Annotated in this window: 20 protein-coding genes; 4 read left to right on the top strand and 16 right to left on the bottom strand. The window is 58.2% G+C overall.

The window, feature by feature from the left end:
- Positions 1 to 296: 296 nt before the first annotated feature.
- A complete protein-coding gene (purB, locus tag DMP08_RS10255) occupies positions 297 to 1,640 on the bottom strand; it encodes an adenylosuccinate lyase (RefSeq protein WP_123192793.1) in 1,344 nt (447 codons plus the stop codon).
- A gap of 368 nt (positions 1,641 to 2,008) precedes the next feature.
- Here purB and DMP08_RS10250 point away from each other — a divergent pair, with 368 nt between their 5' ends.
- The gene (locus DMP08_RS10250) at positions 2,009 to 2,542 is read left to right on the top strand and encodes an MOSC domain-containing protein (protein WP_123192792.1); all 534 of its coding nucleotides are present in this window, start codon (positions 2,009 to 2,011) and stop codon (positions 2,540 to 2,542) included.
- A gap of 10 nt (positions 2,543 to 2,552) precedes the next feature.
- Here the strand turns inward: DMP08_RS10250 and DMP08_RS10245 are convergent, their stop codons facing one another.
- The 11 genes from DMP08_RS10245 to DMP08_RS10195 form a co-directional block, all read right to left on the bottom strand.
- The gene (locus DMP08_RS10245; RefSeq protein ID WP_244596934.1) at positions 2,553 to 3,125 is read right to left on the bottom strand and encodes a TetR/AcrR family transcriptional regulator; all 573 of its coding nucleotides are present in this window, start codon (positions 3,123 to 3,125) and stop codon (positions 2,553 to 2,555) included.
- 129 nt (positions 3,126 to 3,254) lie between these two features.
- Positions 3,255 to 3,959 carry a succinate dehydrogenase/fumarate reductase iron-sulfur subunit gene (locus tag DMP08_RS10240; RefSeq protein ID WP_123192791.1) on the bottom strand — a complete coding sequence of 235 codons (705 nt, stop codon included), beginning with the start codon at positions 3,957 to 3,959 and terminating at the stop codon, positions 3,255 to 3,257.
- 35 nt (positions 3,960 to 3,994) lie between these two features.
- The gene (locus DMP08_RS10235; protein WP_244596932.1) at positions 3,995 to 5,677 is read right to left on the bottom strand and encodes an FAD-dependent oxidoreductase; all 1,683 of its coding nucleotides are present in this window, start codon (positions 5,675 to 5,677) and stop codon (positions 3,995 to 3,997) included.
- Between the two features lie 385 nt (positions 5,678 to 6,062).
- Entirely contained in the window at positions 6,063 to 6,740 is a 678-nt protein-coding gene (locus DMP08_RS10230) for a potassium channel family protein (RefSeq protein ID WP_114567845.1), read from the bottom strand.
- Positions 6,741 to 6,802: 62 nt separating this feature from the next.
- Positions 6,803 to 7,462: a potassium channel family protein gene (locus DMP08_RS10225; protein WP_114567857.1), complete on the bottom strand. Its 660-nt coding sequence runs from the start codon at positions 7,460 to 7,462 to the stop codon at positions 6,803 to 6,805.
- Between the two features lie 196 nt (positions 7,463 to 7,658).
- The gene (locus tag DMP08_RS10220; RefSeq protein ID WP_244596931.1) at positions 7,659 to 8,501 is read right to left on the bottom strand and encodes a CMP-2-keto-3-deoxyoctulosonic acid synthetase; all 843 of its coding nucleotides are present in this window, start codon (positions 8,499 to 8,501) and stop codon (positions 7,659 to 7,661) included.
- Between the two features lie 267 nt (positions 8,502 to 8,768).
- Positions 8,769 to 9,761 (bottom strand): PspC domain-containing protein, encoded by a 993-nt coding sequence (locus DMP08_RS10215; RefSeq protein ID WP_123192789.1) that lies wholly within the window; start codon positions 9,759 to 9,761, stop codon positions 8,769 to 8,771.
- Positions 9,758 to 11,098: a hemolysin family protein gene (locus DMP08_RS10210; RefSeq protein WP_123192788.1), complete on the bottom strand. Its 1,341-nt coding sequence runs from the start codon at positions 11,096 to 11,098 to the stop codon at positions 9,758 to 9,760. Before DMP08_RS10210 ends, DMP08_RS10215 begins: the two co-directional genes overlap by 4 nt.
- A 12-nt stretch (positions 11,099 to 11,110) precedes the next feature.
- Positions 11,111 to 11,740 (bottom strand): PAQR family membrane homeostasis protein TrhA, encoded by a 630-nt coding sequence (gene trhA / locus DMP08_RS10205; protein WP_244596930.1) that lies wholly within the window; start codon positions 11,738 to 11,740, stop codon positions 11,111 to 11,113.
- 220 nt (positions 11,741 to 11,960) lie between these two features.
- Positions 11,961 to 13,799 carry a PH domain-containing protein gene (locus DMP08_RS10200; protein ID WP_123192786.1) on the bottom strand — a complete coding sequence of 613 codons (1,839 nt, stop codon included), beginning with the start codon at positions 13,797 to 13,799 and terminating at the stop codon, positions 11,961 to 11,963.
- On the bottom strand, positions 13,799 to 14,287 hold the full coding sequence (locus DMP08_RS10195) for a PH domain-containing protein (protein ID WP_123192785.1): 489 nt from the start codon (positions 14,285 to 14,287) through the stop codon (positions 13,799 to 13,801). The genes DMP08_RS10200 and DMP08_RS10195 overlap by 1 nt, the downstream gene beginning before the upstream one ends.
- Before the next feature lie 546 nt (positions 14,288 to 14,833).
- Here DMP08_RS10195 and DMP08_RS10190 point away from each other — a divergent pair.
- Positions 14,834 to 15,628 (top strand): prepilin-type N-terminal cleavage/methylation domain-containing protein, encoded by a 795-nt coding sequence (locus tag DMP08_RS10190; RefSeq protein ID WP_123192784.1) that lies wholly within the window; start codon positions 14,834 to 14,836, stop codon positions 15,626 to 15,628.
- A 46-nt stretch (positions 15,629 to 15,674) separates the two neighbouring features.
- Positions 15,675 to 16,118, top strand: coding sequence for a GatB/YqeY domain-containing protein (locus DMP08_RS10185; RefSeq protein ID WP_123192783.1), 444 nt, complete (start codon positions 15,675 to 15,677; stop codon positions 16,116 to 16,118).
- A 60-nt stretch (positions 16,119 to 16,178) separates the two neighbouring features.
- Here the strand turns inward: DMP08_RS10185 and DMP08_RS10180 are convergent, their stop codons facing one another.
- The 3 genes from DMP08_RS10180 to DMP08_RS10170 form a co-directional block, all read right to left on the bottom strand.
- Positions 16,179 to 17,105 carry a DUF4190 domain-containing protein gene (locus tag DMP08_RS10180; RefSeq protein ID WP_123192782.1) on the bottom strand — a complete coding sequence of 309 codons (927 nt, stop codon included), beginning with the start codon at positions 17,103 to 17,105 and terminating at the stop codon, positions 16,179 to 16,181.
- Between the two features lie 206 nt (positions 17,106 to 17,311).
- On the bottom strand, positions 17,312 to 18,349 hold the full coding sequence (gene cydB, locus DMP08_RS10175) for a cytochrome d ubiquinol oxidase subunit II (protein ID WP_123192781.1): 1,038 nt from the start codon (positions 18,347 to 18,349) through the stop codon (positions 17,312 to 17,314).
- Positions 18,350 to 18,351: 2 nt separating this feature from the next.
- Positions 18,352 to 19,752: a cytochrome ubiquinol oxidase subunit I gene (locus DMP08_RS10170; RefSeq protein WP_123192780.1), complete on the bottom strand. Its 1,401-nt coding sequence runs from the start codon at positions 19,750 to 19,752 to the stop codon at positions 18,352 to 18,354.
- A gap of 569 nt (positions 19,753 to 20,321) precedes the next feature.
- On the opposite strand from DMP08_RS10170, the gene DMP08_RS10165 reads away from it, so the two are divergent.
- Positions 20,322 to 21,191, top strand: coding sequence for an ATP-binding protein (locus DMP08_RS10165; RefSeq protein ID WP_123192779.1), 870 nt, complete (start codon positions 20,322 to 20,324; stop codon positions 21,189 to 21,191).
- A 101-nt stretch (positions 21,192 to 21,292) separates the two neighbouring features.
- Here the strand turns inward: DMP08_RS10165 and DMP08_RS10160 are convergent, their stop codons facing one another.
- Entirely contained in the window at positions 21,293 to 22,048 is a 756-nt protein-coding gene (locus DMP08_RS10160; protein ID WP_123192778.1) for an amino acid ABC transporter ATP-binding protein, read from the bottom strand.
- Positions 22,049 to 22,060 lie beyond the last annotated feature (12 nt).

The raw sequence follows: 22,060 nt of genomic DNA, 5'->3' as shown, positions 1-22,060 counted from the left end.
GCGCTCCCCTTGACGCAGGGTCTTCGGGCGTCGCGCAAACCCCAATGCGCCGACCTGCATCGCTAGTTCATGCGCACAAAAAGGACCTGCTTTGTGCGCTGGCTCAAGAACGCAGAAGGGGGGGGGGGAATCCGTGCCAGCTTCATCGGGATCCGACGCCAGAAACGCTCGAAAGCGACTGCGAAGGCTCCACTACTTGCAGGCCTTCAAGCCCTGGCCGGCAGCCCTGCAACCACGAAGGCCCTCCATGCGCGGAGGGCCTTCGTTGCTATGCGACCTCGCGTCCCAGCGATCAGCTAGAACTCCAGTTCCTGGAGCCGATCGAACACGACGTCCTTGCGCGCAAGGAAATCCCAAGGATCGAAGATCTCGTCGAGCGTTTCCTTCGACAGATTGGCCTCGGGGTCCGCTTCCAGGTTCTCGCGATACGCGGGACCGTCCACGGCGTTCTGGATATCCTCCCACACCTTCATGGCATTGCGCTGCACGATAACATAGGCATCCTCGCGGCTGATGCCCGTGTTCACCAGCGCCAACAGCACCTTCGAGCTGAAGATGAGGCCTTTGGTGCGCCACAGATTCTGCTCCATCTTGGCGGGATAGGTCTGCAGACCGTCCAACATCCACTGCATTTTGGAGAACATGTAGTCAAGCGCCGTGAAACTATCGGCCAGCACCACGCGCTCGGCACCGGAATGGCTGATGTCGCGCTCGTACCACAGCGCCACGTCGTCGAAAGCCACCTGCGCATTGGACTTCACCACGCGCGCCAAACCGCACACGCGCTCGGCCGTGATGGGATTGCGCTTGTGAGGCATGGCAGACGAGCCCTTCTGGCCCTTCGTGAACGGCTCTTCGGCCTCGATCACATCGGACTGCTGCAGCAGGCGCACCTGCATGGCGATGCTCTCCAGCGTAGACGCCGTCACCGCAAGGCCGGCCATGACCTGCGCATGGCGATCGCGCGCAAGCACCTGCGTGGACAGCGGATCGGGCGTGAGGCCCAGCTTCTCGCACACGTACTGCTCCACGTACGGATCGATGCTGGAATACGTGCCCACCGCACCGCTGATGGCGCCCGTAGCGGCCACGGTGCGAGCCTCCTCCATGCGCGTCTGAGCGCGCTTGAGCGCCCAGGCCCAGCTGCCGAACTTCATGCCGAACGTCATAGGCTCCGCATGGATGCCGTGCGTGCGGCCGACGCACAACGTGTTCTGGAACTCGAACGCACGGCGCTTGCACGTCTCGCCCAGTTGCTTGATATCCTCCAGGATGATATCGATGGCCTGCGTGACCTGGTAGGACAGTGCCGTGTCGCCCAGGTCGGACGACGTCATGCCGTAATGCACCCAACGGCTGGGAGGCTCCTGGCCCTCCGGCACGTCGGCATCGATGTATTCGGCCATGTTCGTGGTGAAAGCGATGACGTCGTGGTTCGTCACCTTCTCGATCTCGTCGATGCGCTCCACGGTGAAATCGGCGTGCGCGCGAATCCACGCAGCTTCCTCTTTCGTAATGCCCGCTTGGCCCAGCTCGGCCTGAGCCTCGCATGCCAGCACCTCGATCTCTTTCCAGATCTCGAACTTGTTCTGCAATTCCCAGATGGCCCCCATTGCGGGGCGCGTGTAGCGGTTGATCACGCCGGTCCCTTTCGCCCAATCGTACCTGATGGGAATAGGATACCGCAAACGTGAGCGCAGTCGCGGTATTTCACGGAAAGCGCCGAGGCCGCAGGGCGATGCAGGTCGCGTGGGCGCAAAGAGGGACCTATGGCAATTCCAAAGGTACGCTTCGCTGGTTTTTTGCGCTTTTGGCCCGCAAAACCCAGGTGGCGTATCCGTACGCGAGTAACGAGGAGCGTTGAGAGGGGCTCGAACCTGCCACAGCTACCGATTCGCGCCCGCAAAGTCGATCGAGCAACCGCCGTATGGCGAAGAAGCGTCCTTGACTTCTTCCGCCAAATCGCTACCCTATTTCCTAGTAAATTTCTAGTTTTTAGGGGGACGCCATGGAACAAGCGGAACAAAATCGAAACATGCGAGGCCGCGTGCGCTCGGTCAACGTCTCCAAACGAAAAGGCACGCGCAAAACGCCTTGCGCCTCCCCCATCGCCGTCATCGAGCATCAGGGCGTGGCGGGCGACGCGCACGCCGGCGATTGGCATCGCCAGGTTTCGCTTTTGGCATGGGAGTCCATCGAGAAGGCCCGCGCCATGGATCTTGACGTGGCCGAAGGCGATTTCGCCGAAAACGTCACTACCGAAGGCATCGACCTGCTCTCCCTGCCCTTGGGCACGCAGGTGCGCATCGGCGACGACGTGCTGCTGGAGCTTTCCCAAATCGGGAAGGTCTGCCACACGAAATGCGCCATCTACCATCTAGCCGGCGACTGCATCTTCCCGCGCGAAGGAATTTTCTTCGTTGCGCTTTCCGACGGCCAAATCAAGGAAGGCGACGCCGTCGAGGTGGTTTCTCTAGGCGACGGAACGTGCAGCTACACGCCGCCCGAAGCCCTTGAAGAGCTGCGCGCCGCACAAGGATAGTCGACCGGGATCAATCCATCAGCAACGCATCGTAGAGCATTCTTGGAGCCGCGAGGGCCAACTTTTCAGCAGCCTCCTGAGGTAGGGGCATGGTTCCCATGCGGTACCATTCGGTCAGTATCTCCGTTTCTGTTTTCACCCATCTATCAAGGCAGAACATGAGCTCATCACTAATTTCTATATGACGATAATCCTGCAGGGTTTCGAGCAGCGCACACTTTCTGTAATGGGGCATGATGCTGCGCTCGCTCGAGCAGTTAAGCGTATACTGGGTTGCTACTTTAAAAAAGTCGCTTTCAAGCGACAGCAGCGTCAAGTGATGAAAATATCCCGTTTCCCAGTCTATCGTACGGCCGATTTCCACAAGATAGAACTTGTGAACATGCGTCGGCCACCACCAATGCAAGCTGTATTTGCTGTCGAAATGCCGATAGAACATCTGCCGAGATATACCTGCACGTTCGCAGAGATCCGTCACTTTAATCTGATCGAGAGATCTATCGACCGCATGCATGATGCGCAGCTTCATCTGCACATCCTCGTCATCGAAAAGCCCTTTCGGCTCCCAGGAATCCACCTTCATAACCCCTCCGTCCGCATCCCCATACGGCCCCTCCAGTATACACGCACGACGAGCCCAGCATACAACCCAGCTCCGTTACGAAACGGAGCTGGGATATTAACTGGCTATTTCAAACCCACTTGAAGCTGGCTAGGAGCGAGGCGGCTTCAACCCCGCCGATTCGGCAGCTTCGCGAAGGTCCTTCCAAACCGACAAATGATCGATCTCAAGCGCCTTGCACACGCTATCGCACATGCCGCATTCTATACATTCCCACAAACCGTTTTGCATGGCTTCCACCACTCGGTCCCCTTGATCGTACGGGTCGTAAAATCGGTTTGCGATGGCGATCATGCCCGTCGGGCCAATATAGGATTTAAGCCCTTTCTGCTCCACGACAGGGCAAGCAGCGGTGCACACGCCACAACGAGCGCAATACTCGAGCGGTTCGAGTTTCTTGGGCAGAGCCGCGTCAACCGGAGCCTTCACCTCTTCAACCGTAAGATCGAAAGCACGCTGGCGAGCGAGTATCCGGCTCACCCTGTCGGTGATCTTCGTTTTGTCCACAATCAAATCGCGTACTACCGGAAAATGTTTAAGAGGAGTAACCTCGTTTTTGTCCGAATCTTCTATCGGCGTCACGCAAGCGAGGCAAGGGACCCCATTGAGCGTCATAGCGCACCGCCCGCACACGCGCCCACGACAGCTGTAGTCGAAAGCAATGGGCTCTATCGTATCGTTGACCTGAACCAACGCCTCGAGCAAAGTCATATGCTCGGTATGCGTGATTTCGTATTCCTCAAAATGAGGAGCGGGATCTACCGAAGGATTGTACTTTTGAATCTTGATTTTCATAACTTGCCTCCTCGTAAGCACGCAAACAACAACAGCTAATCCAATTCGACAACGGGAACGGTTTCGAGCTGCATTTTGCCATCCACGTTTTTAGCGACGATGTTGCACGTCCACTTTGCCGAGTCTTCTTGCGGGAAGTCGGGTCGATAGCTATGCCCACGGCTTTCTTCGCGCATAAGAGCCGCCTTCGAGCTAGCTTCAGCGATGTCGAGCAGGTTGTAAGCCTCGATAGCGGCCTTCCAGTCGGTGTTGTAGTTCAGAGAGGCGTCTCCGAGCTGCATCTTGGGCAGTTCTTCCGCGCGGATGCGCTCGAGCTCCGCCACGGCTTCTTTCATTGCCGTTGTTTCCCGCGTAGGCTGACATGCCTGATAGCAGGCGCGCTGAATCATGCGGGTAATTTCCTGAGGGCGTTTGCCGCCGGATCGGCGCGTGCGCATTTCATGCAAGCGCCCGACCTCCTCTTCAACCGAAGCGAAGGTAAACGATTGCGGTTTGTTCTTGCCCGGTCCTTCGGCGTATTCAATAGCTTTCATCATCGCGTAAGATCCGTCTCGATACGCGACATTGACCGAAGTGCCCCCTTGAGCGCCCGAGACGCCGCCGCCGCGAGCGCAGAATAACCCCGGCATACCCTCGACCATCAGGTTTTCGTCCACGCGCGGATTTCCACCATGCTCATACGTTTCAAGCGCACATTCGAGCTTGGAGGAGGACACATCTATACCGAATACCTCTTTCCACAAGGTAACGTTGCGACGGTAGACCTCCCCCATAGCTGCAAAAGCTTCAGGACTTGAGAAATCCACGTACACGCCGCCGTTGGGCGACCCCCCGCCATCGTGGATAGCCTTGGCAATCGTTCGCGTGAACGTGATGCGATCCAGCGTCGAATAGTCCATCCCCCTGAAGAAGTAGTTGTCGTTCGCATCGCAGATGTACTCGCAGCACAGGTTGTCGGCGCCGATACCGCCTACGAACGTAGCTGCAAGACCGGTCGGATACATGCTGATAAGGTCGAACTGGAAGAATTCTGAATCCTGCAAGGCTGCGCCTCGCCGGTAAGCTGCGGCATCGACATCGCCCGTATTGTCCGGCGAGTTGATGGAAGTGGCCGCTACCGTATTCCACCCATACACCCACGAGCTTGCACCCGTGCAGGAAATCGTCGATTTGGCTCGAAACGCGCGCACCGTCCCGGTAGGAATGTGCAATCCGATGGCACCTATGCACGCACCGTCCTCAATGATGATATCTGTAATCATAGTTTGATCGAAGATACGAGCGCCCGATCGCTCTACCGAGTCGGTAAAGTAACGCGGAAAACCATTGAAAGTTCCGAAGAGCGGATACCCGGGCATGTCGAGACCCGGGACGAACGCGCCTGTCTCGTCTCGCGTGAACAGGTTGTTTCCCTCTTGCGCATAGCGCAAGAGAAGGTTGCGATCCTCGACAGAAAACGCTTCGTGGGTCGCCTTGGCGATCTTTTTGTTCGTAAGCTCGTTCAGGACAAAGTCTTCGGACTCATCCCATGGCGTATCAGTCTGGATGAAGTTCACCCAATTGCACCAATTATATCCGCATGCTCCCCCGAAATGGAAAGGCGCTTTCTCCACCACCACGACATCTTGCCCCTGCTTGTAAGCCTGAAGTGCCGCATGGGACCCGGCAAGGCCGCCGCCGATGATAAGGATGTCCGTATCATAAAGTTCATACAACACTTGCTCGCCGTCGACAGGTCCTTGCGCTCCTTGCCTGCTTCCTTCTCCCGAAGAAGAGCATCCGCTCATAGCTCCCGAAAGCACCATCGTGCCAAAGGCGACAGCACTACCCCCAAGAAACGCTCGCCTCGATATACCCGTTTCGCCAAAGGACCCATTACCGCAACCGTCTTTCATACGACCCCCTCCTTGCTGCATTCCATTCTCAGCGGAACGGCGCCCGCTCGATGCACTTATTGTCACAGGTGTTCTGGGAAGCCTTCAAAGAACGGAACTGGACAACCGTACGAAAAGCGCAACAAAAAGCGAAGCTGTCCGCGCAAGGGCAACAGCTTCGCTTTTTTGCTCGGCTTTCCGACGCATGGCGAAGGGGTCTTTTTAAAAGTTACAACGCTTTGAACAAGGCCCTTACCTCATCGAGAACTTCGTTGTCCACCACGACGATGGCCTTGTCGCCTGGATAGAGCACTGTTTCCTCGTTAACCACTTCCACGTTGTCGTCGTCTTGGGGCGAGACGGCGGCAACCAGGCTGTTCTCGGGCATGGGCAGCGACGACACCAGAATACCCGCCTCGTTGGAGTGATGGCGCATGCGCGGCACCACGATCTCGGTCAGCATAACGTTGCCGTGCGTAAGCGACGACGCAACGCTCACGCTGCCAAGCAGCGTTTCCTCTTCGATGAGGTTCGCGATAAGCGTGGTGGACGACACGCATTCGATGCCCACCTCTTTGAAAATGCGAAGGTTCTTCGGGCTGTTCACGCGGGCAATGCAACGCGGCACGTTGAACACGCGCTGCGCGATCTCGCACGACACCAGATTGTCGTCGTCTTGGCCCGTAGTGGCCACGAATACGTCAGCGCGGCGAATGCCCGCGTCTTCCTGATACTTCGAATCGCAGCCGTCGCCGTGGATGACCAGGTACCGGCCCTGCAGCGCCACCGACAACCTGTCGGCCGTCGAAAGCGTCTCCTCTATGATGGCCACGTCGTTGCCGCTTTGCAGCAGCACGGTGGCCAGGTACTCGCCAATCTTGCCGCCTCCCGCGATCACGATGTACATGAAGCTTCCTTTCCCGACAACCCTGCAAGTCGCCCGCATTCATTGCAGGCCAACGCTGCACCTTAATCTTGAATATACTTCGAAAACGACTCGATCAACTCATGACGCACGCACGCCAGCACCGAATCTCCGTTATACAGAATGGAATCGCGCGTGGGAATGGAACTGGCCGATCCGTCTCCGCGCTCGAAAGCCACAATGCGGATGTCGTGATCGCGCTCCAACTCGGACACGCGAATGGTGCGCTTGTCCGACCAACTTAGGTCAAGCGAAAAGCGCAGCACTTCGAATTCCCCAAACGTGTCCAGGTGCGCGCCATGCCCCGACACCACCTTGCTGAACACGTCCTCGGCCACAAGCGATGTGCCGCATACGTAGTCGATGCCCAGCTGCATGTATGCGCGTTCGTGATCGGGATTGTATAGACGCGCAATAACGTGAGGCACGCCGAACAAACGGCTGCCCACCTCGGCGCACATAAGATTCGTGTTGTCGAACTGAGTAACCGCCGCAACAACATCGCAATCCTCCACGCCAGCCTTTATCAGCGTCTCTTCGTCGAAGCCAACTCCTTGTACGGTGGAACCGTTGAAGTTGCGACCCAGGTTCGCGAATGCATCGGCATTGCGATCGATCACGCACACGTTGCTGCCGTTATCCGACAACATGTTTGCCAGCTGAGAACCGACGCGGCCACAGCCTACGACGATCACGTTGCTCATACCAGTCCTTTCGCCTGCGCCCAGGGCGCACTTTCCTGCAAGCATCCAGCATACTGCAATAACAAGATAACGGGGCAAAACGGCAGAGAAGAGGTGAAGCGAGGTCGGCAAGACAGCAAGGCAAAGGAGCAGCCCCGCCCTCCGCCTTGCTCCGCTCCTCAACAATCGAAGCGCCGCCTTTCCGGCGGCGCTTCGATTAGATCATTTTCATTTGCGTAAGCGTTTTATTGAACCAGTCCATGTAGGTAGGAGGACAATACTTCTGCGCGTTCGCTACGGTGATGGAGTACCCGTAGTTGCTAGCCAAACCCGCAACGTGCGCGTTGATGGACTCTTCCCAGCTGCTCCACGCAACCGAGGACATCCAACCCCACGCGTTGTAGGGCTTGAAGCACGCAGAACCCTTCGAGCTTTCAGTATTGGAGATAGCGGGCGACCAGCGAGGATCAACGCCATGAACCCAAGCAGCCTCTGCAAACGTGGCTCCGTGCCCAGACAAGGGAGAACCGGCCAGATACGCGTCGATGCGGCCGCTCCATTCGGCCACGAACGCCTCGTGCCCCACCGACCAGTCAACGTCGGAAAGGGAAGCCAGCGCATCGGCGGCGCCCTCGCGGGCAGCGCGAGCCTGCTGCTCGGCCTTCGCGGCCTCGGCGGCGGCAATGCGAGCTGCCTCTTCCTTGCGAGCAGCCTCTTCGGCGGCAAGACGAGCCGCCTCCTCTTCCGCCTCTATGGCGGCGATGCCCTGGGATATATCGCGCGAAGCCGTGCTGGTAAGCACCGTGGACTCGCGAGCGCCAGAATCGGCGGCCTCCGACGAAAAGCCGTAGTCCGTCGCAGACGCAGCCGTGCTTACCGAATCAATCCCGAACGAATCTATGTCATGAGAAGCGCCGCTACCCGCGGAGGCGAAGCCGAAGCCAATGCACCCGGCCAGCACGCACGATGCGCAGCCAACCGCAGCGATTTTGGCAGCTATGTTCGACTTCCGTTGTTTAGTGCGTTTCACCGTCAAAACTTCGATAACCTTTCGTTGCACAGCGCACGACCCCTTACCGCTTAGGCGGTTGACAGCGTAGTAGATTGTAAGAGGGATTGCTGCCTGGAGGGCGATATGCTGTTGTGGTAGAAGATATTTTAGCGGACAAGGGGGCTTTAGGGCAAAAAAGTGTGGAGATGCCCTACATCATTTGTTCGCTTGACAAAAACTTGCTTTGCAAAACCGCAGGTCGCAACAGACTTGATCGGAAAATCGAACAAGCGAACGAAATGTGCAGATGCGGGCGAACGGCAAGTGCTCCGCTAGCTAAAGTCGAATAGACCACTCCAGAACGTCTCCGTTGAGCAAATCGAATTCTCGCTCCTTCAACAGCATCTGAACATGGTATTCGCGACCGTACGGAGCCGTGAACACGATCTCGGTCGTAGGGCCGGGTATGGAGTACCATAGCACCCCCGCCGTGCAGAACACCGCGAAGCAAGCGCCCGCGAGCAAATTCATCATGGGAGATTTAAGCGTAGCCGAAAACACCGCGAACGCAAGCGTCATGAGCAACAGGGGCCACAGGTAAACCAGCATGGGAACGATGGACTCCCAAGCAACGATGCCCAAACTCATGGTCAACACCATCGAGCCTATGCAAAAGCAAACAAGCCCCTCCACGAACTTGCGCATGCGGCGCCCGGGGGTTCCCGGAACAACCATGCCCACAATTCCCAAAATGACGAAGAAGAGCGGGGCGTACTGCCACCATGCGATATCGCGAACGAACGTCACCGCCATCGCGACGATGCCGGCAAACAACAAAAACGAACCCAGCCACAAAGCGGCTCGAACACTCGCTTCAGACGCCTCCTTCGGCGGATCGACGGGATGATGGACCACCGGTTGCGGGACCCGTTTCAGCGGCGCGGCAGCAGGAGGCTCGGGAGGCACGTGCGCCGCGCCCGTATACGATGGCGTCGAATAGCGCCAGCCCGCTGTCCGAGTCGGCGTGTTCGACCATGATGGACCTTGCCCGGCCGAACCATGCCGACTGCTGAAGTCCACCGTTCCATACGTGTCAGAATGAACCGATTGAGGTTTTACTTCAAGCGGTTTCACTATTTTAGGAGCCTTGGGAACCACGATCCACATCGCAAGATACGCCAAGCCGAGCAAGCCCCCGGAAGCGAGCGTAAACGCAGCTGCCAAGATGCGAACAACAAGCGGGTCCACAGAAAAATAGTCGGCTACGCCGGCGCAAACACCCGCTATAAGCGCATCTCGCGAACGATACAGCTGCCTTTCTTGCGTCACGCTTCCTCCCGGCCTAGTTCCTCGCTCGAGCATTCAGAGGAATCGGGCTGGGCTTTCAGGCGTTCAGCGCGCACCGACAAGATGCGGCGACGGCGCATGGACAAGATCTTGAATCGGTAGCCGTTGTGGTCGAACTCATCGCCGGTTTGAGGAACGGAGTCCAGCATGTTCATCAACCAGCCGGCAATGGTCTCGTAGTCTGCGGACTCCTCGACCGGCCATCCCAACTCTTCGGCATCTTCTACCGGGAAACGCCCGTCGACCACCCAGGTGTTGCCACTCGATTGCTCCACGAACGGGTTCTCTCGGTCCGACTCGTCAATGATCTCGCCGACGATCTCCTCCACGATGTCCTCTACGGTAATTAAACCATCCGTTCCACCGTATTCATCCACGACAATGGCCATCTGTTGCCTGTTCGTTTGCATTTCCGCAAGCAGCGGGTAGATGTCTTTCGTCTCTGGAACGAACAGCGCTTCATACGCATAAGAAGAAGCCGGATCAGCGCCCTTGGAATCCATGAACGGGCCCATGAGATCCTTGTAATGAACGATGCCCACGATATGATCGATGTCCTCGTGATACACGGGAAGGCGCGAATACCCCGTACCGCGCATGCGTTCAAGAGCCTGCTGCACCGTTTCCGTATCCTCGACTAGAATCATGTCCACGCGCGGCTGCATGATTTCATGCACGCTCATATCCCCCAGATTCAGAATGTCGTGGATCATGCGCTTCTCGTCTTCGAGCAGCTCGTCATTGTCCGTGACCATGTACTTGATCTCTTCTTCGGACACGGTTTGACGCTCGTCCGCGTTCTTGACGCGCAGCAGCTTGGACAATCCGTTGGCAGAAGCCGATGTAAGCGTGACCAGCGGCGAAGCGATCTTGGCGAACACCATAAGCGGGCCCGCCACCGCTTTGCTCATGCCTTCCGCATCCGCAAGGGCAACGCGCTTCGGGACAAGCTCGCCTACTACGATACTGAGGTACGACACCACCAGCGTGATAACCACGGGAGCCAAGCCGGGCGCAATAGCCGTAAGCCACGCCACGTTGAAGCTGGCAAACCACGAAGCCAAAGGCTCGGACAGGTTTGTGGCAGCAGCGGCCGAGGCAAAGAAGCCGACCAGCGTGATAGCCACTTGGATGGTTGCCAAAAACTGACTGGAATCGCTCGCCAAGCTGTACGCACGTTCCGCTCGCTTGTCGCCTGCTTCCGCTTCATGCTGCAGCAGCACCAACTTGGCGTTCACCAACGCCATTTCGGACATAGAAAAGTATCCGTTGACCAGCACGAGCAAGAATGTGACGACGATGCTTATCCAGATATCCATGCTGCTTCCTGTTTACATGACGTACAGCGCGATAGCCAAAAACTGCAAAACGCTGCCGGCAAGAACCCATAGATGAAAAATCGAATGCATGTAGGGAATCTTCTTCAGGACGTAGAAGATGCACCCGATGGAATAGCACACGCCGCCGCCCACGAGCAGCCACAGGCCTTGCGCAGGGATAGCCGAAACCAGCACCGGCAAAAACCACACGACGCACCAACCCATGAGCAAGTACAGCAGCGCCGAAATCCAACGGGGACGAAACACCCAGAACGCTTCGCACGCCACGCCGGCCAACCCGACCGCCCATACGAACAAGCACAGCCACATGCCACCGTGATCCGCAAGAGAGATCAGGCAAAACGGCGTGTAAGAACCCGCTATAAACAAGTAGATGCAGCTGTGATCGAGAATCTTGAACACTTTCTTCGCACGATCGACCGCAATGGCGTGGTAGAGCGTGGACATGGTGTATTCAAGCAGCATGGTCAGAGCGTACACAAGGGCGGCGAACAGATACACGCCGCCGCCGTCATCGAGCGCGCGCACCACCAAGATGGGGATTGCGGCAATGGCCAGCAAAGCGCCAATGCCATGCGTGATGGAGTTGGCGATTTCCTCGCCAAGCGTGTACTCCCGCACGTTGCGAGCCTTGTTCGCCGCGCTAGCCGACGTGTTCGAAACCTTGTGGCGGTCGCGACGCATGCTGGCGAAATTATCTGGCTTGAACTGCGAGGGCGTCCAAGCGGGAGCCGGAGGCTTCGCGGAAGAGTCCCCCAGGGCATCGGGCCGCGCGTTGGCAGCGCCGGGCTCCGTGCTTCGGGGGCTTTGTTTGCCAGATGTCGCTTGGGTATCCATAGCTCTACTGTATCACATTTCCATGGGGCTTGATCCATTCGAGCCAATCTTGCGCATCCTCGACGCGCGCATCGATCAAGCGAATGGTAGTGCCTCCGATGCCCGCCGCCGTACGGGCGTTAACCGTAGCGGTGCCGGCTCGACGCTGGAAGGGGTTCGACTTCGCATAGCCGAACTGAATCTTCTTGCGAGGGAAGCTGATGGTCTCACGCGCCAAGCCGCCGTTGCTCACCTGCATGAACCGATCGTTGTATGCGAATCCCGAGCCGCGAAACCACAAGATGGACCCTGCAACGTCGAACGCGAGCAGCGCCACGCACAGCGCGTAACCCGCCCACGCACCCGCGTTGACGAATCCGAGGGACGCAGCCTGCGTCGGATCCGCCGGGTTTGCGGCGATGTTGACGGCGATATGTCCGGCGGCAATAACAACGGCCAGCCAAAAGCCCGTGCCCTGCAACAGACAGCGTCGAATGAGCGCGCGCCTAAGCGCAACGGGAGCAACGGGCGTGGTCTCAACCGGCACGTCGGCAAACTCGGGGGCGATACCGGCCAAGATCTCCGGCACGCGGCTGAGTTTCACGAACGGATGGATGACGACGCCCTGCGGAGCAAACCCCTGCTGCTGCTCGTCCGAGCCTTCCGCAGCCGCGTCGATCTTGCCCAACGATATCTCGCAATAGCCGATAAGCCGACGAATGAAGCTCTGCTTCACCATGATCGATTGCACGCGATCGACGTCAACGCCCTGGAACTGATGCTGCAGCAAACCGCGCTCAACCTCGATGCGACTGCCGCGACGGCACGCACGAAACCCGCCATACGAAAGACAAGCGCCAACCGCCGATATGGCCCAGATCACAACGGATCCTACGAAGAACGCAGCAACGCCCAATGCGATCAAGTTGCCCCCGAACAAATGCGTGCCCAACGTGACCGCTTGATCGACCATCGGCTCCGCCGCACCGGAAAACAAGGAAGCAAGCTGGCTGACAGCACCGAAGGCTCCCAGGACAACCACCCAAAACGCCGTGTGGTTCGACAGGCCCGTGAAAACAAGCTCTTTGTTCGATAGGCCGTATTCGTAGCTGACAGCACCGGTATCGACGTGCTGCCCGCCAAACACGCCACGCACGTCCTGCCAGATCTCGGCAGGAGCATCCAGCACGTTGGATGCAGGCCGATCCGCAGCAACTCCCATCGTGCCAGGAACAAGCACGCCGGTTGCTGCCGCAACAGCCTGGGCAGCAGCTTCGGGAGCCGCCCCGCTTTGCACGGCGACCGCGAACTGCTTGCGCGCAAACAGCTCTCTGCGCAGTTCCTCGGCGCGTGTTTTCTGCACATAGGGAACCTGGACCGCCTTGTTGGCAGCGCCGCCGGCCGTATCGATGCTCACCGTGCACACGCCGAAAATGCGCTGCATAAGGGTAGCCCGCTGATCGACGGACTGTATGCGCTGATAGGGAACGTGAACGCGCTTCTTGTTGAAGATGCCCGAATACAGATTGAACTCCTCGGCCCCCAGTTCGTAATACAAATGCTTGTACGACCACCACTGGATAAGCCCTATCAAACCCACTAGGAGAACGAAGCCGACAACGCCCACGCCCAACATCAGGAAGATCTTAGGAATACCGCCAGGGCCGAATGTTTGTCCATCTGCAAAAAATCCAATAATTGAGGAAATGGAAGTGAACGCCATTACCACAAACAAAGTAACAACCACCTGGATGCTGTTCAACCAGATGTAGCTGTGGTGCACATGATGGCGCTGGAGCTGGTCGGCCTGAGGTTGGGGTTGCGCCGGTTCGGACGGAATCGCTTGCTGCTGGAAGTCCGACATCACACGTCCTCCTGCGCCAAGCGAGCCAGTTCGGCGGCTTTGTCGCGCAGCTGCTCGGCTGTATCGGCGTCAAGGCCGGGGATCTCATGCTCCCCCGCAGCCGTAGCAACGGTGACGCTCGCCAACCCAAACGCGCGCAGGATGGGCCCTTGGCGCGTATCGGTGTTCTGCACGCGAATGAACGGGATAATGTAGCGTTTGCGCCAGACGATGCCCTTCGCAATGTCCAGATAGTCATCGGACAGCTCGTAGCGCCAGCGCATGAAGCGAATGGGCGGCAAGACGATCAGGCACAGGACCAGCGACACCACGTACACTGCCGCGATAGCCGCCAAAACAACGAAGATCCAAGGAGACGCATCCGCCACCGCCGCTATTGCAAACGGCACGAAGCAGCACAGGAACACGACGGTAAGCCACACTGCGTCGCTTATTCGCCACACCGACTTGATTTTCGGATTGAGTTGATTGGCCGGCAATTCTTTCATGGAAGTCCTTTTGCTCGCTATAGCTCTAACACTGGAGTCCATCATACCAGAGCGGTCAAAAGGCTCCGGCGCTATATCCCACCCTGTAACGAGGTTTTTGCATAAGGCACTAACCTGCGCCCGCAAAGTGCGCGGCGAGAGAATCGCCGCAGGTACGGCGAAAGACGCCAATGCTGCGCCCCATTGTAAACTTTACCTCAAGCAGCTATGATGCGCCTGAGGGCCTCTCTGTGCAACAGTTTAGGGAGCTTTCGATGCGGTAGAAAACCCACCGGCGGCAAACGAATCCAAAAGGGCGTTTGTCGCTGCGCAAGTGCAAGCGCAGGTGCGGATGCGGAGTGCAGGCGCGAGCGTAGAGGCGGGCGCGAATCGGCACCTGTGACGGTTTCAACGCAAGGCGAAGCTGTTTTTTCGCGCCCATAAACTGCGACCGGGCATTTTACGATTAAGCTGCCTGGAAAACGGTCTTTTCTGAGCCTCTGCATTGTCACAGGTGCCGATTCGCGCCCACGCCCGCACTGCACAGCGTATCAGGGAAGGAGCTTCATGAAGGATCACGTCGCTGCACGTCGCTTCGCCTCGCAGCGAGCCGGCGCCGCAGGTTTCACGCTGGCAGAATTGCTGGTAGTCGCAGCCATCGTGCTCGTGCTGGTTGCCATCGCTGTGCCCGTGTTCACCGGCGCGACCCAAGGCGCCGAGGAGGCCGCTTGCGCCGCCAATCGACGATCGTTGAAGGTCATGGTGGCCGACAACTACCTGCTGACGGACGAAACGCCCACTCAAAGCATGCTGGACGGATACATCGCCCAACTCAAGGAGGGCAATAGCAACCACGACCTGTGCCCCACGGGAGGATCTTACAGCCTGGCACTGGGGAAGGAGCCCGCAAACATGGTGATCAAATGCTCCAAGCATGGGCTGAGCCCCGAAGACGCCATGGTCAATTGGCTGGGCGGCCAAACAGGGACCGAAGGAGACGATACCCGCCGACAAAACTACGCAACGGCAGCCGGCATAACGCAGTGGCCTTCGGTGCAATCGACGAACGGCAAAGAGACGTACTACCTGCAGTTCAAAAGCTACGACAATTCCGCCGCCCACGTGTTCCTGTACGCAGGCTCCGAAAAGCGCATAAGCAAAGGGGATCGATGGAGAGCCAAGTACATCTGCGACAACAACGGATTGGTGGGCGAAAAGGGCCAATGGTACGAACTGCCCAACGAGGAAGGTATCGCGATGTACGGAAGCGGAGCCGATGACGCCCTGAAGCAGCTTTTGCAAAAAGAGGGCGTCAAGAAAGTCAATCTGGAAAACGAAAAGTTCGTAGCGGTTTCGCAGTAAGGTATACTCGAACGCGAACGACGGCCGCAAGCGAAAGAGGAAGCGCATGAACTACGAGGAACTGCAAAACGAGATCAAGGCAGCCATGAAGGCAAAGGACAAGCCTCGCCTGTCGATCCTGCGCCAAGTGCACGGCGAGATCAAGAACATCGAGGTGAACGAGCGCCGCGAGATCACGGACGCCGACGTGGACGCCATGCTCAAGCGCCTGATCAAGCAGACGAGGGAAACGCTCGACGGGTCCATCAAAGCAGGAAACGACCAGGAGCGCACCGACACGCTGACCGCGCAGGTAGCCGTGCTGGAAAGCTATCTGCCCAAGCAGGTGTCGGGCGACGAGCTGGCCTCTTTGATCGACAAGGTGCTTGCAGAAACGGGCGCATCGTCGAAAAAGGACATGGGACGCATCATGGGCGCCCTCACGGGAAAGACCGGCGGCAACTTCGACAAAGCGGCTGCCGCCCAAATGCTGGGCCAGAAGCTGGCCTAGCGCACGCAGCCATCGAGCGCCGCGCCTCGTACTGAAACGAGCCGCGGCGCTTTTCATGTTCTAGTAGTACAGTCCCAGCAAACGCTTGAGCTCAACGTCCCAGGCATCCTGATCGACCTTCCACGCATCGCCCTGCTGAATAAGCGATATCCCAGAGTAATTGGTCGTAGTGCCCGTTGACTTCGCCATGGAAGAAGCGTAGATCTCGCCAAGCTTGGCCCTTATGGCAGCTTCGTCCAAACCATCCAGCTGACCTGAATCGAGCGCCGCCTGAACGTCGGCCACGAACGCGTTAGCAAAAGCGGTCGCATCGCGCACGGTCACGTTCGCATAAACGGTTCCGGTTCCGTCACCGTTGTCGTACGCGCCGTCAAGATCGTAATCGAAATCGGTCAGCATCCACTCAGCAAGCGTTTGGGGATCGAGCCCCAGATCAGCAAGCCCGTAATGAGCTGCAGAAGCGAAGCTTTTATCAACGCTGGCTGCAATCTGCTGAACCAACGCAGCATCCTTGTTTTTGATCCTGTCGTATTCAGCCGCGGCAACGGCCTCCATATCGGCCTCGTTCGCGCGGACATCTTCTGTCGACAACGAGGAAAGGTACTCGGTGCTGGTCGATCCCGCCATCAGGTAAGCCATGGTACCGAAGCTGAACAGGACCAGGTAGAGAACAAGCGAAAGCACCGCCAGCACGATCCCGATGATGCCGCAGGCCTTTCCGCCCGTGGCCTTACCATCTTTTCCGGATTCCTTTACTGCCTTGCCGGCCAAAACAATGGCCGCCACGCCAAGCGCCACGCCAAGCAAGGGCATCCAAGCGAACAAGATAGCAAGAATGCCGCATGCAAGCGCGCCTGCTGCTTTTCCGTTCGAAGGCGAATGAACAGGCTGCTGACCGGGAACCGGCGGCGCAACAGATTGATTGCTTTCGGGATTTGGCGGCATGACATGCTGTTGGGGCTGGTTGGGATTATTCTCGGTGCTCATACTAGTCCTCACGTATTCGGCGTCGTTAAACCCAAGGGGCTGGTTAGGCATTATACCGACGGCGCCGCCGATGCAATAGATTCAGGCCGAAGATTCGCATCATGCTTTACCGATCGATTCGGTTCTCAAACAAGAAAAGCGGGGCCGCACGCAACGGCCCCGCCCCAAGAACACCCTGGTCAACATACCCGCTTGCGGGCGCTTGCCTAGTAGTGAGCCAGATCCTCTTCGGTCACCCGACCGCGGAACGTACGGTAGATGATGACGTGGTACGCCAGCACCAGCGGCAAGCCCACGCACGTGATTCCGGTCATCCACATAAGCGAAAGCTCGGAAGACGCCGCGCTCATCGCCGTAATGGCGGGGCCTACGCTATCAGCCGACGCAACCACCAGGTTCGGGAACATGGAAGCAGCCAGCAATCCCACCAGCATCGCCGCCGAAACGGACTGGGCAAGAAACGCGCCCAGGTCGCAATCCTTCTTGAGCGCGAAGAAGATCGATGCGCCGATGCCGCCCAGAACCAAGATCGCGAACACCCAGCGCAACGCGCCAAGAGCGGGATCCATGGCCGGCTGGATGATGAAGTGGCCGTACACCGACACCGCCGCGAACAGGACCAGCGCAATCACCTGCAACGGCAGGCGCAGCTTCGCCGCACGAGCTTGAAGGTCGCTTGGCTTAGGAGCCTTCAGCGACAGCCACGCAGCGCCCTGCGCCAAGAACATGGCCAAGCCCAAAAGACCGCACAGGAGCGTGAACGGCGTGATCAGGCCCAGCAGCGGAATGCCCGCGTAATCGCCGTTGGCGTCCATGGGAATGCCCGCGTAGATGTTGCCCACGGCCACGCCCAAAAGCAATGCCGGCAAAAGTGAGCCCACCGTGAAGCAACCGTCCCACACCTTCCCCCACTGGGGATCATGGCCGCGATACTCAAGGGAAACCGCGCGCACGATCAAGCCGAACAGCACCAGCATGACCGCAAGGTAGAATCCGGAGAACGTGGTGGCGTACGCCGCAGGGAACGCCGCGAACAGCGCACCGCCCGCCGTGAGTAGCCATACCTCGTTGCCGTCCCACACCGGCCCGATGCTGCGACGCACGATAGCCTTATCGCGATCGTTCTTCGCAACGAACGGGTACAGCACGCCGGCGCCCAAATCGAATCCGTCGAGCACGAAATAACCAGCGATGAGCACGAAGATCAGCAGGAACCACAGTCCCTGGAAGAACGTGATTTCCATGACTACTCACCTTCCTTCTTCAACGCAGGCTCGACAACGGGGCCTTCCTTGATGAAGCGGCCCAGGACGCGCGCCCACGCCACCATCAAGAACGTGTAGACCACCAGGAACAGCACCATGGTAATGAGCAGTTCGACGCTGGAAACCGACTGGGAGACGCCCTCGTTCGTCAGCAGGCTCACGCCATCCGGGCCCGTTGCGGACGGATAGACCACCCAGGGCTGACGTCCGACCTCAGCCGTGAACCAACCGGCCTGGATGGCCAGCATCGGGAACACCGGGGAAATGAGGATCAAACGCTGCAGCCACTTCATGTTCTTGATCTTGCCCCCGCGCAGGGTGAAGAACAGCGCCAAGAACACCGTGATGGCGATCAGGCCGAACAGGGCCACCATCAAGTGGTACGTCTGGAACACGAAGTTCACGGGAGCGGTCGACGGGTCGAAGTCGCCGTACTTCTCGGACTTGGCAAGGTCGTTGAGGCCCTGGAACTCGGCATCCCACGTACCCGTTGCCAAGAAGCTCGTGCCGCCCGGAATGTAGAACGGGGTGATGACCTCCTGAGCCTCTTCGTCCACCCATCCGAACAGGTACAGGGCGGGGGCCTCGGACTCGTACATGCCCTCCATCATAGCCAGCTTGGTAGGCTGCTCCTCGGAAACGACCACGGCCGAAGAGTGGGCCGTGCCCAGCATCACAACGGTAGTGACGATGCCTACCACCGCGCCGATTTTCATGGTCTTCATGGCGAAGTCGGCATGCTTGCCCTTGAGCAGGTACCATGCGGCGACGGCCATGGCCACGAACGCGCCCACGATGAGCAGCGCCACCACGGTGTGCGAGTAGCGCGCCATGAGCGACGGATTCAATGCAGCTGCAAAGAAGTCCGTGATGACGGCCTTGGAGCCGTCGGCTGCAAGCTCGGCTCCCGCAGGCGTCTGCATCCACGAGTTGGCGATGAGGATCCACAGCGCGCTCAAGCACGACCCGAACCACACGAGCCAGGCCGACACCATATAGAACTTGGGAGACACGCGATTGCGCCCGAACAGCAGCACGCCCAGGAACACCGACTCCAAGAAGAACGCGAACAGAGCCTCCGCCGCCAAAGGAGCGCCGAAAATGTCGCCCACAAAACGGGAGTAGTCCGCCCAGTTCGTCCCGAACGAGAACTCCATCGTGATGCCCGTGGCAACGCCGACCACGAACGTCGCGGTGAAGATCTTCACCCAGAACTTGGTTGCTGCCGCATCGGCCTCGTTGCGCGAGCGGTAGTACCGTGTTTCGTTGATGGCAAGGATAAGTCCCAATCCGATAGTCAGCGGCACGAAAATGAAGTGATAGGCCGCCGTGCAAGCGAACTGCAATCGCGCAAGGAACGCCGCATCGGTGAAGATATCCATCGCACACCCCCTTACTGTCTCGTCTTGCACCCTCGTGCCGAATTCCCTCTGGAAACCTATTCGACACCTTAATTGTTACAATATTAACATCATTTATGGAGGAATACCAGTATGTTTGCGAAGGAAAACCACTGATCGCAGGCACCGTTTCACGCAGCATGGCTGCACCCCCCACTATACTCCCTTCGAAGCCGAGCTTGGGGGCTTCGTAAGGGAAGCGTAGAACTTGGAAGACGGGATGGAACGTGGCGCGATGCGGCGGGAACGAGACGCCCCTGCGAGCGCGGGCGCGGGTGAAAAAATTGGGCGCGAATGGGGACCTGTGACATTTTCAGCTGCGGCTCAAGGCGCTTTCGGCTTTCGCCGCAAAACGCGACCAGGCATTTTGCTGACAGGCCGCTCGGAAAAGCGCGGTTTCAACGCTCGCATTTTGTCACAGGTCCCCATTCGCGCCCAATTTTTTCACCCGCCCGAAGCAAAGAGGTAGCGGGCGATGGGGTTCCAAAACCAGTCCACCGCGCAATGCGATCCCTGCAACCCCGTTGGACTTCGAAGAGTTCTTGTGGGCCATGGGCGACGAAACGACCGTTCCCGCTTTGCGCTCCTTCTTCGAGAAACGCGCACCCCTAGGCCAAGCGCTGCACCACCGAGTGATGAACGACTTCAGGAAATACATGCTTGTTGGAGGAATGCCCCAAGCCGTCAGCGAGTTCATCGAGTCCGGCGATCTTGAACAGGTCGATCGCATCAAAAGACGCATCCTCACGCTTTATCAGGAAGACGTCGTCAAGTTTGCGAAAGGATACGAAGCCCGCGTATTTGCAGTATTCGACCGCATACCTTCGCAACTGATGAGGAAAGAGAAGAAATTCAAACTGTCCTCTTTAGGAAAGAACGCACGCACCCGGACGTACGAAGATGCCTTCATCTGGCTTGACGCGGCAATGGTTGTCAATCCATGCTTCAATGCAGAGGAACCAAGCGGTTCGCTGGAAATGAGCGCGGAGCACTCGACCTTCAAATACTACCTGGGAGATACGGGCCTCCTGGTCAGCCTTGCATTCTGGGATAAGAAGTACCAGGACAACGACCTATATCGGGCCATCCTCCTTGACAAGTTGAGCGTGAATGAAGGGATGCTCGCGGAAAACGCGGTGGCGCAGATGCTGCGCGCGAACGGGCACCGGCTGTTCTTCTACTCAAGAGCAGATTCGGACAACCGCGCGAACACCATGGAAATCGACTTCCTTATTTCCGGCGGCAAGAAAATCTCGCCTGTCGAAGTGAAATCCGGTCGCTACCAAAAGCACGTCTCGCTCGATAAGTTCCGAAATCGGTTCGGCAGACGTCTGGGAGAGAGCTACATCCTGTACACCAAGGATATTATGGAAAAAGACGGCATCGTTCACCTGCCGCTGTACATGGCGCTGTTTCTCTAACCCAGCCGCTTTCGAGCGAACGGCCGCCGGCGCCGCACGCAAAACGAGGGCCGCAACTCCAAGAGTTCGGCCCTCGTTTCCCTACGCGGTATTCGGACAGGTTACGAGATATGCCCCAGGAAGTCTTTGGTGCGATCGGACTTCGGATGGTCGAACACCTCTTCCGGCGTTCCCTGCTCCACGATGAAGCCACCGTCCATGAAGATGACGCGGTCCGCCACATCGCGCGCGAAGCCCATTTCGTGCGTGACCACGATCATGGTCATGCCCGCTTTCGCCAGGCTTTTCATAACGCCCAGAACGTCGCGCACAAGCTCTGGGTCAAGGGCGCTGGTGGCCTCGTCGAACAGCATGACATGCGGATCCATGGCCAACGCTCGCGCGATGGCCACGCGCTGCTGCTGGCCGCCCGACAGCTCGGAGGGCTTGTACTCAACGCGCTCGCCAAGGCCCACGCGCTCAAGCTGCTCGATCGCGATCTGCTCGGATTCCTCCTTGCCGCGATGAAGCACCTTCTGCTGAGCCAGCATCACGTTGCGCTTCGCCGTGAGATGCGGGAACAGGTTGAAGTTCTGGAACACCATGCCAACCTTGGCGCGCACTTTGTTGATGTCGGTCTTCTTGGAGGTGATCTCGGTATCCTCGAAGAAGATGCGCCCCTCGGTGGGCGTTTCCAGCATGTTCACGCAACGCAGGAGCGTGGACTTTCCCGAGCCGGACGGCCCCAGGATGACCACCACTTCCCCACGGTACACGTCAAGATCGATGCCTCGCAGCACCACGTTGTCACCGAACGCCTTGCGCAGGCCCTCGATGCGCACGACGGGAGCTTCTGAAGCTTCTTTCGCCTCGTTCATGCAAGCACCTCC

It is taken from the genome of Paraeggerthella hongkongensis (assembly GCF_003726035.1).
In the GTDB taxonomy this organism is placed as follows: Bacteria; Actinomycetota; Coriobacteriia; order Coriobacteriales; family Eggerthellaceae; genus Paraeggerthella; species Paraeggerthella hongkongensis.
The sequence above is the reverse complement of the archived record's forward strand: the minus strand, read 5'-3'. Positions and strand labels throughout refer to the sequence as shown.

Coding starts and splice junctions, on each gene's coding strand:
- DMP08_RS10250 (WP_123192792.1), top strand. CDS start 2,009: ATGGAACAAGCGGAACAAAATCGAAACATGCGAGGCCGCGTGCGCTCG.
- DMP08_RS10245 (WP_244596934.1), bottom strand. CDS start 3,125: ATGAAGGTGGATTCCTGGGAGCCGAAAGGGCTTTTCGATGACGAGGAT.
- DMP08_RS10240 (WP_123192791.1), bottom strand. CDS start 3,959: ATGAAAATCAAGATTCAAAAGTACAATCCTTCGGTAGATCCCGCTCCT.
- DMP08_RS10230 (WP_114567845.1), bottom strand. CDS start 6,740: ATGTACATCGTGATCGCGGGAGGCGGCAAGATTGGCGAGTACCTGGCC.
- DMP08_RS10225 (WP_114567857.1), bottom strand. CDS start 7,462: ATGAGCAACGTGATCGTCGTAGGCTGTGGCCGCGTCGGTTCTCAGCTG.
- DMP08_RS10210 (WP_123192788.1), bottom strand. CDS start 11,098: ATGGATATCTGGATAAGCATCGTCGTCACATTCTTGCTCGTGCTGGTC.
- DMP08_RS10200 (WP_123192786.1), bottom strand. CDS start 13,799: ATGTCGGACTTCCAGCAGCAAGCGATTCCGTCCGAACCGGCGCAACCC.
- DMP08_RS10195 (WP_123192785.1), bottom strand. CDS start 14,287: ATGAAAGAATTGCCGGCCAATCAACTCAATCCGAAAATCAAGTCGGTG.
- DMP08_RS10190 (WP_123192784.1), top strand. CDS start 14,834: ATGAAGGATCACGTCGCTGCACGTCGCTTCGCCTCGCAGCGAGCCGGC.
- DMP08_RS10185 (WP_123192783.1), top strand. CDS start 15,675: ATGAACTACGAGGAACTGCAAAACGAGATCAAGGCAGCCATGAAGGCA.
- DMP08_RS10180 (WP_123192782.1), bottom strand. CDS start 17,105: ATGAGCACCGAGAATAATCCCAACCAGCCCCAACAGCATGTCATGCCG.
- cydB (WP_123192781.1), bottom strand. CDS start 18,349: ATGGAAATCACGTTCTTCCAGGGACTGTGGTTCCTGCTGATCTTCGTG.
- DMP08_RS10170 (WP_123192780.1), bottom strand. CDS start 19,752: ATGGATATCTTCACCGATGCGGCGTTCCTTGCGCGATTGCAGTTCGCT.
- DMP08_RS10165 (WP_123192779.1), top strand. CDS start 20,322: ATGGGCGACGAAACGACCGTTCCCGCTTTGCGCTCCTTCTTCGAGAAA.
- DMP08_RS10160 (WP_123192778.1), bottom strand. CDS start 22,048: ATGAACGAGGCGAAAGAAGCTTCAGAAGCTCCCGTCGTGCGCATCGAG.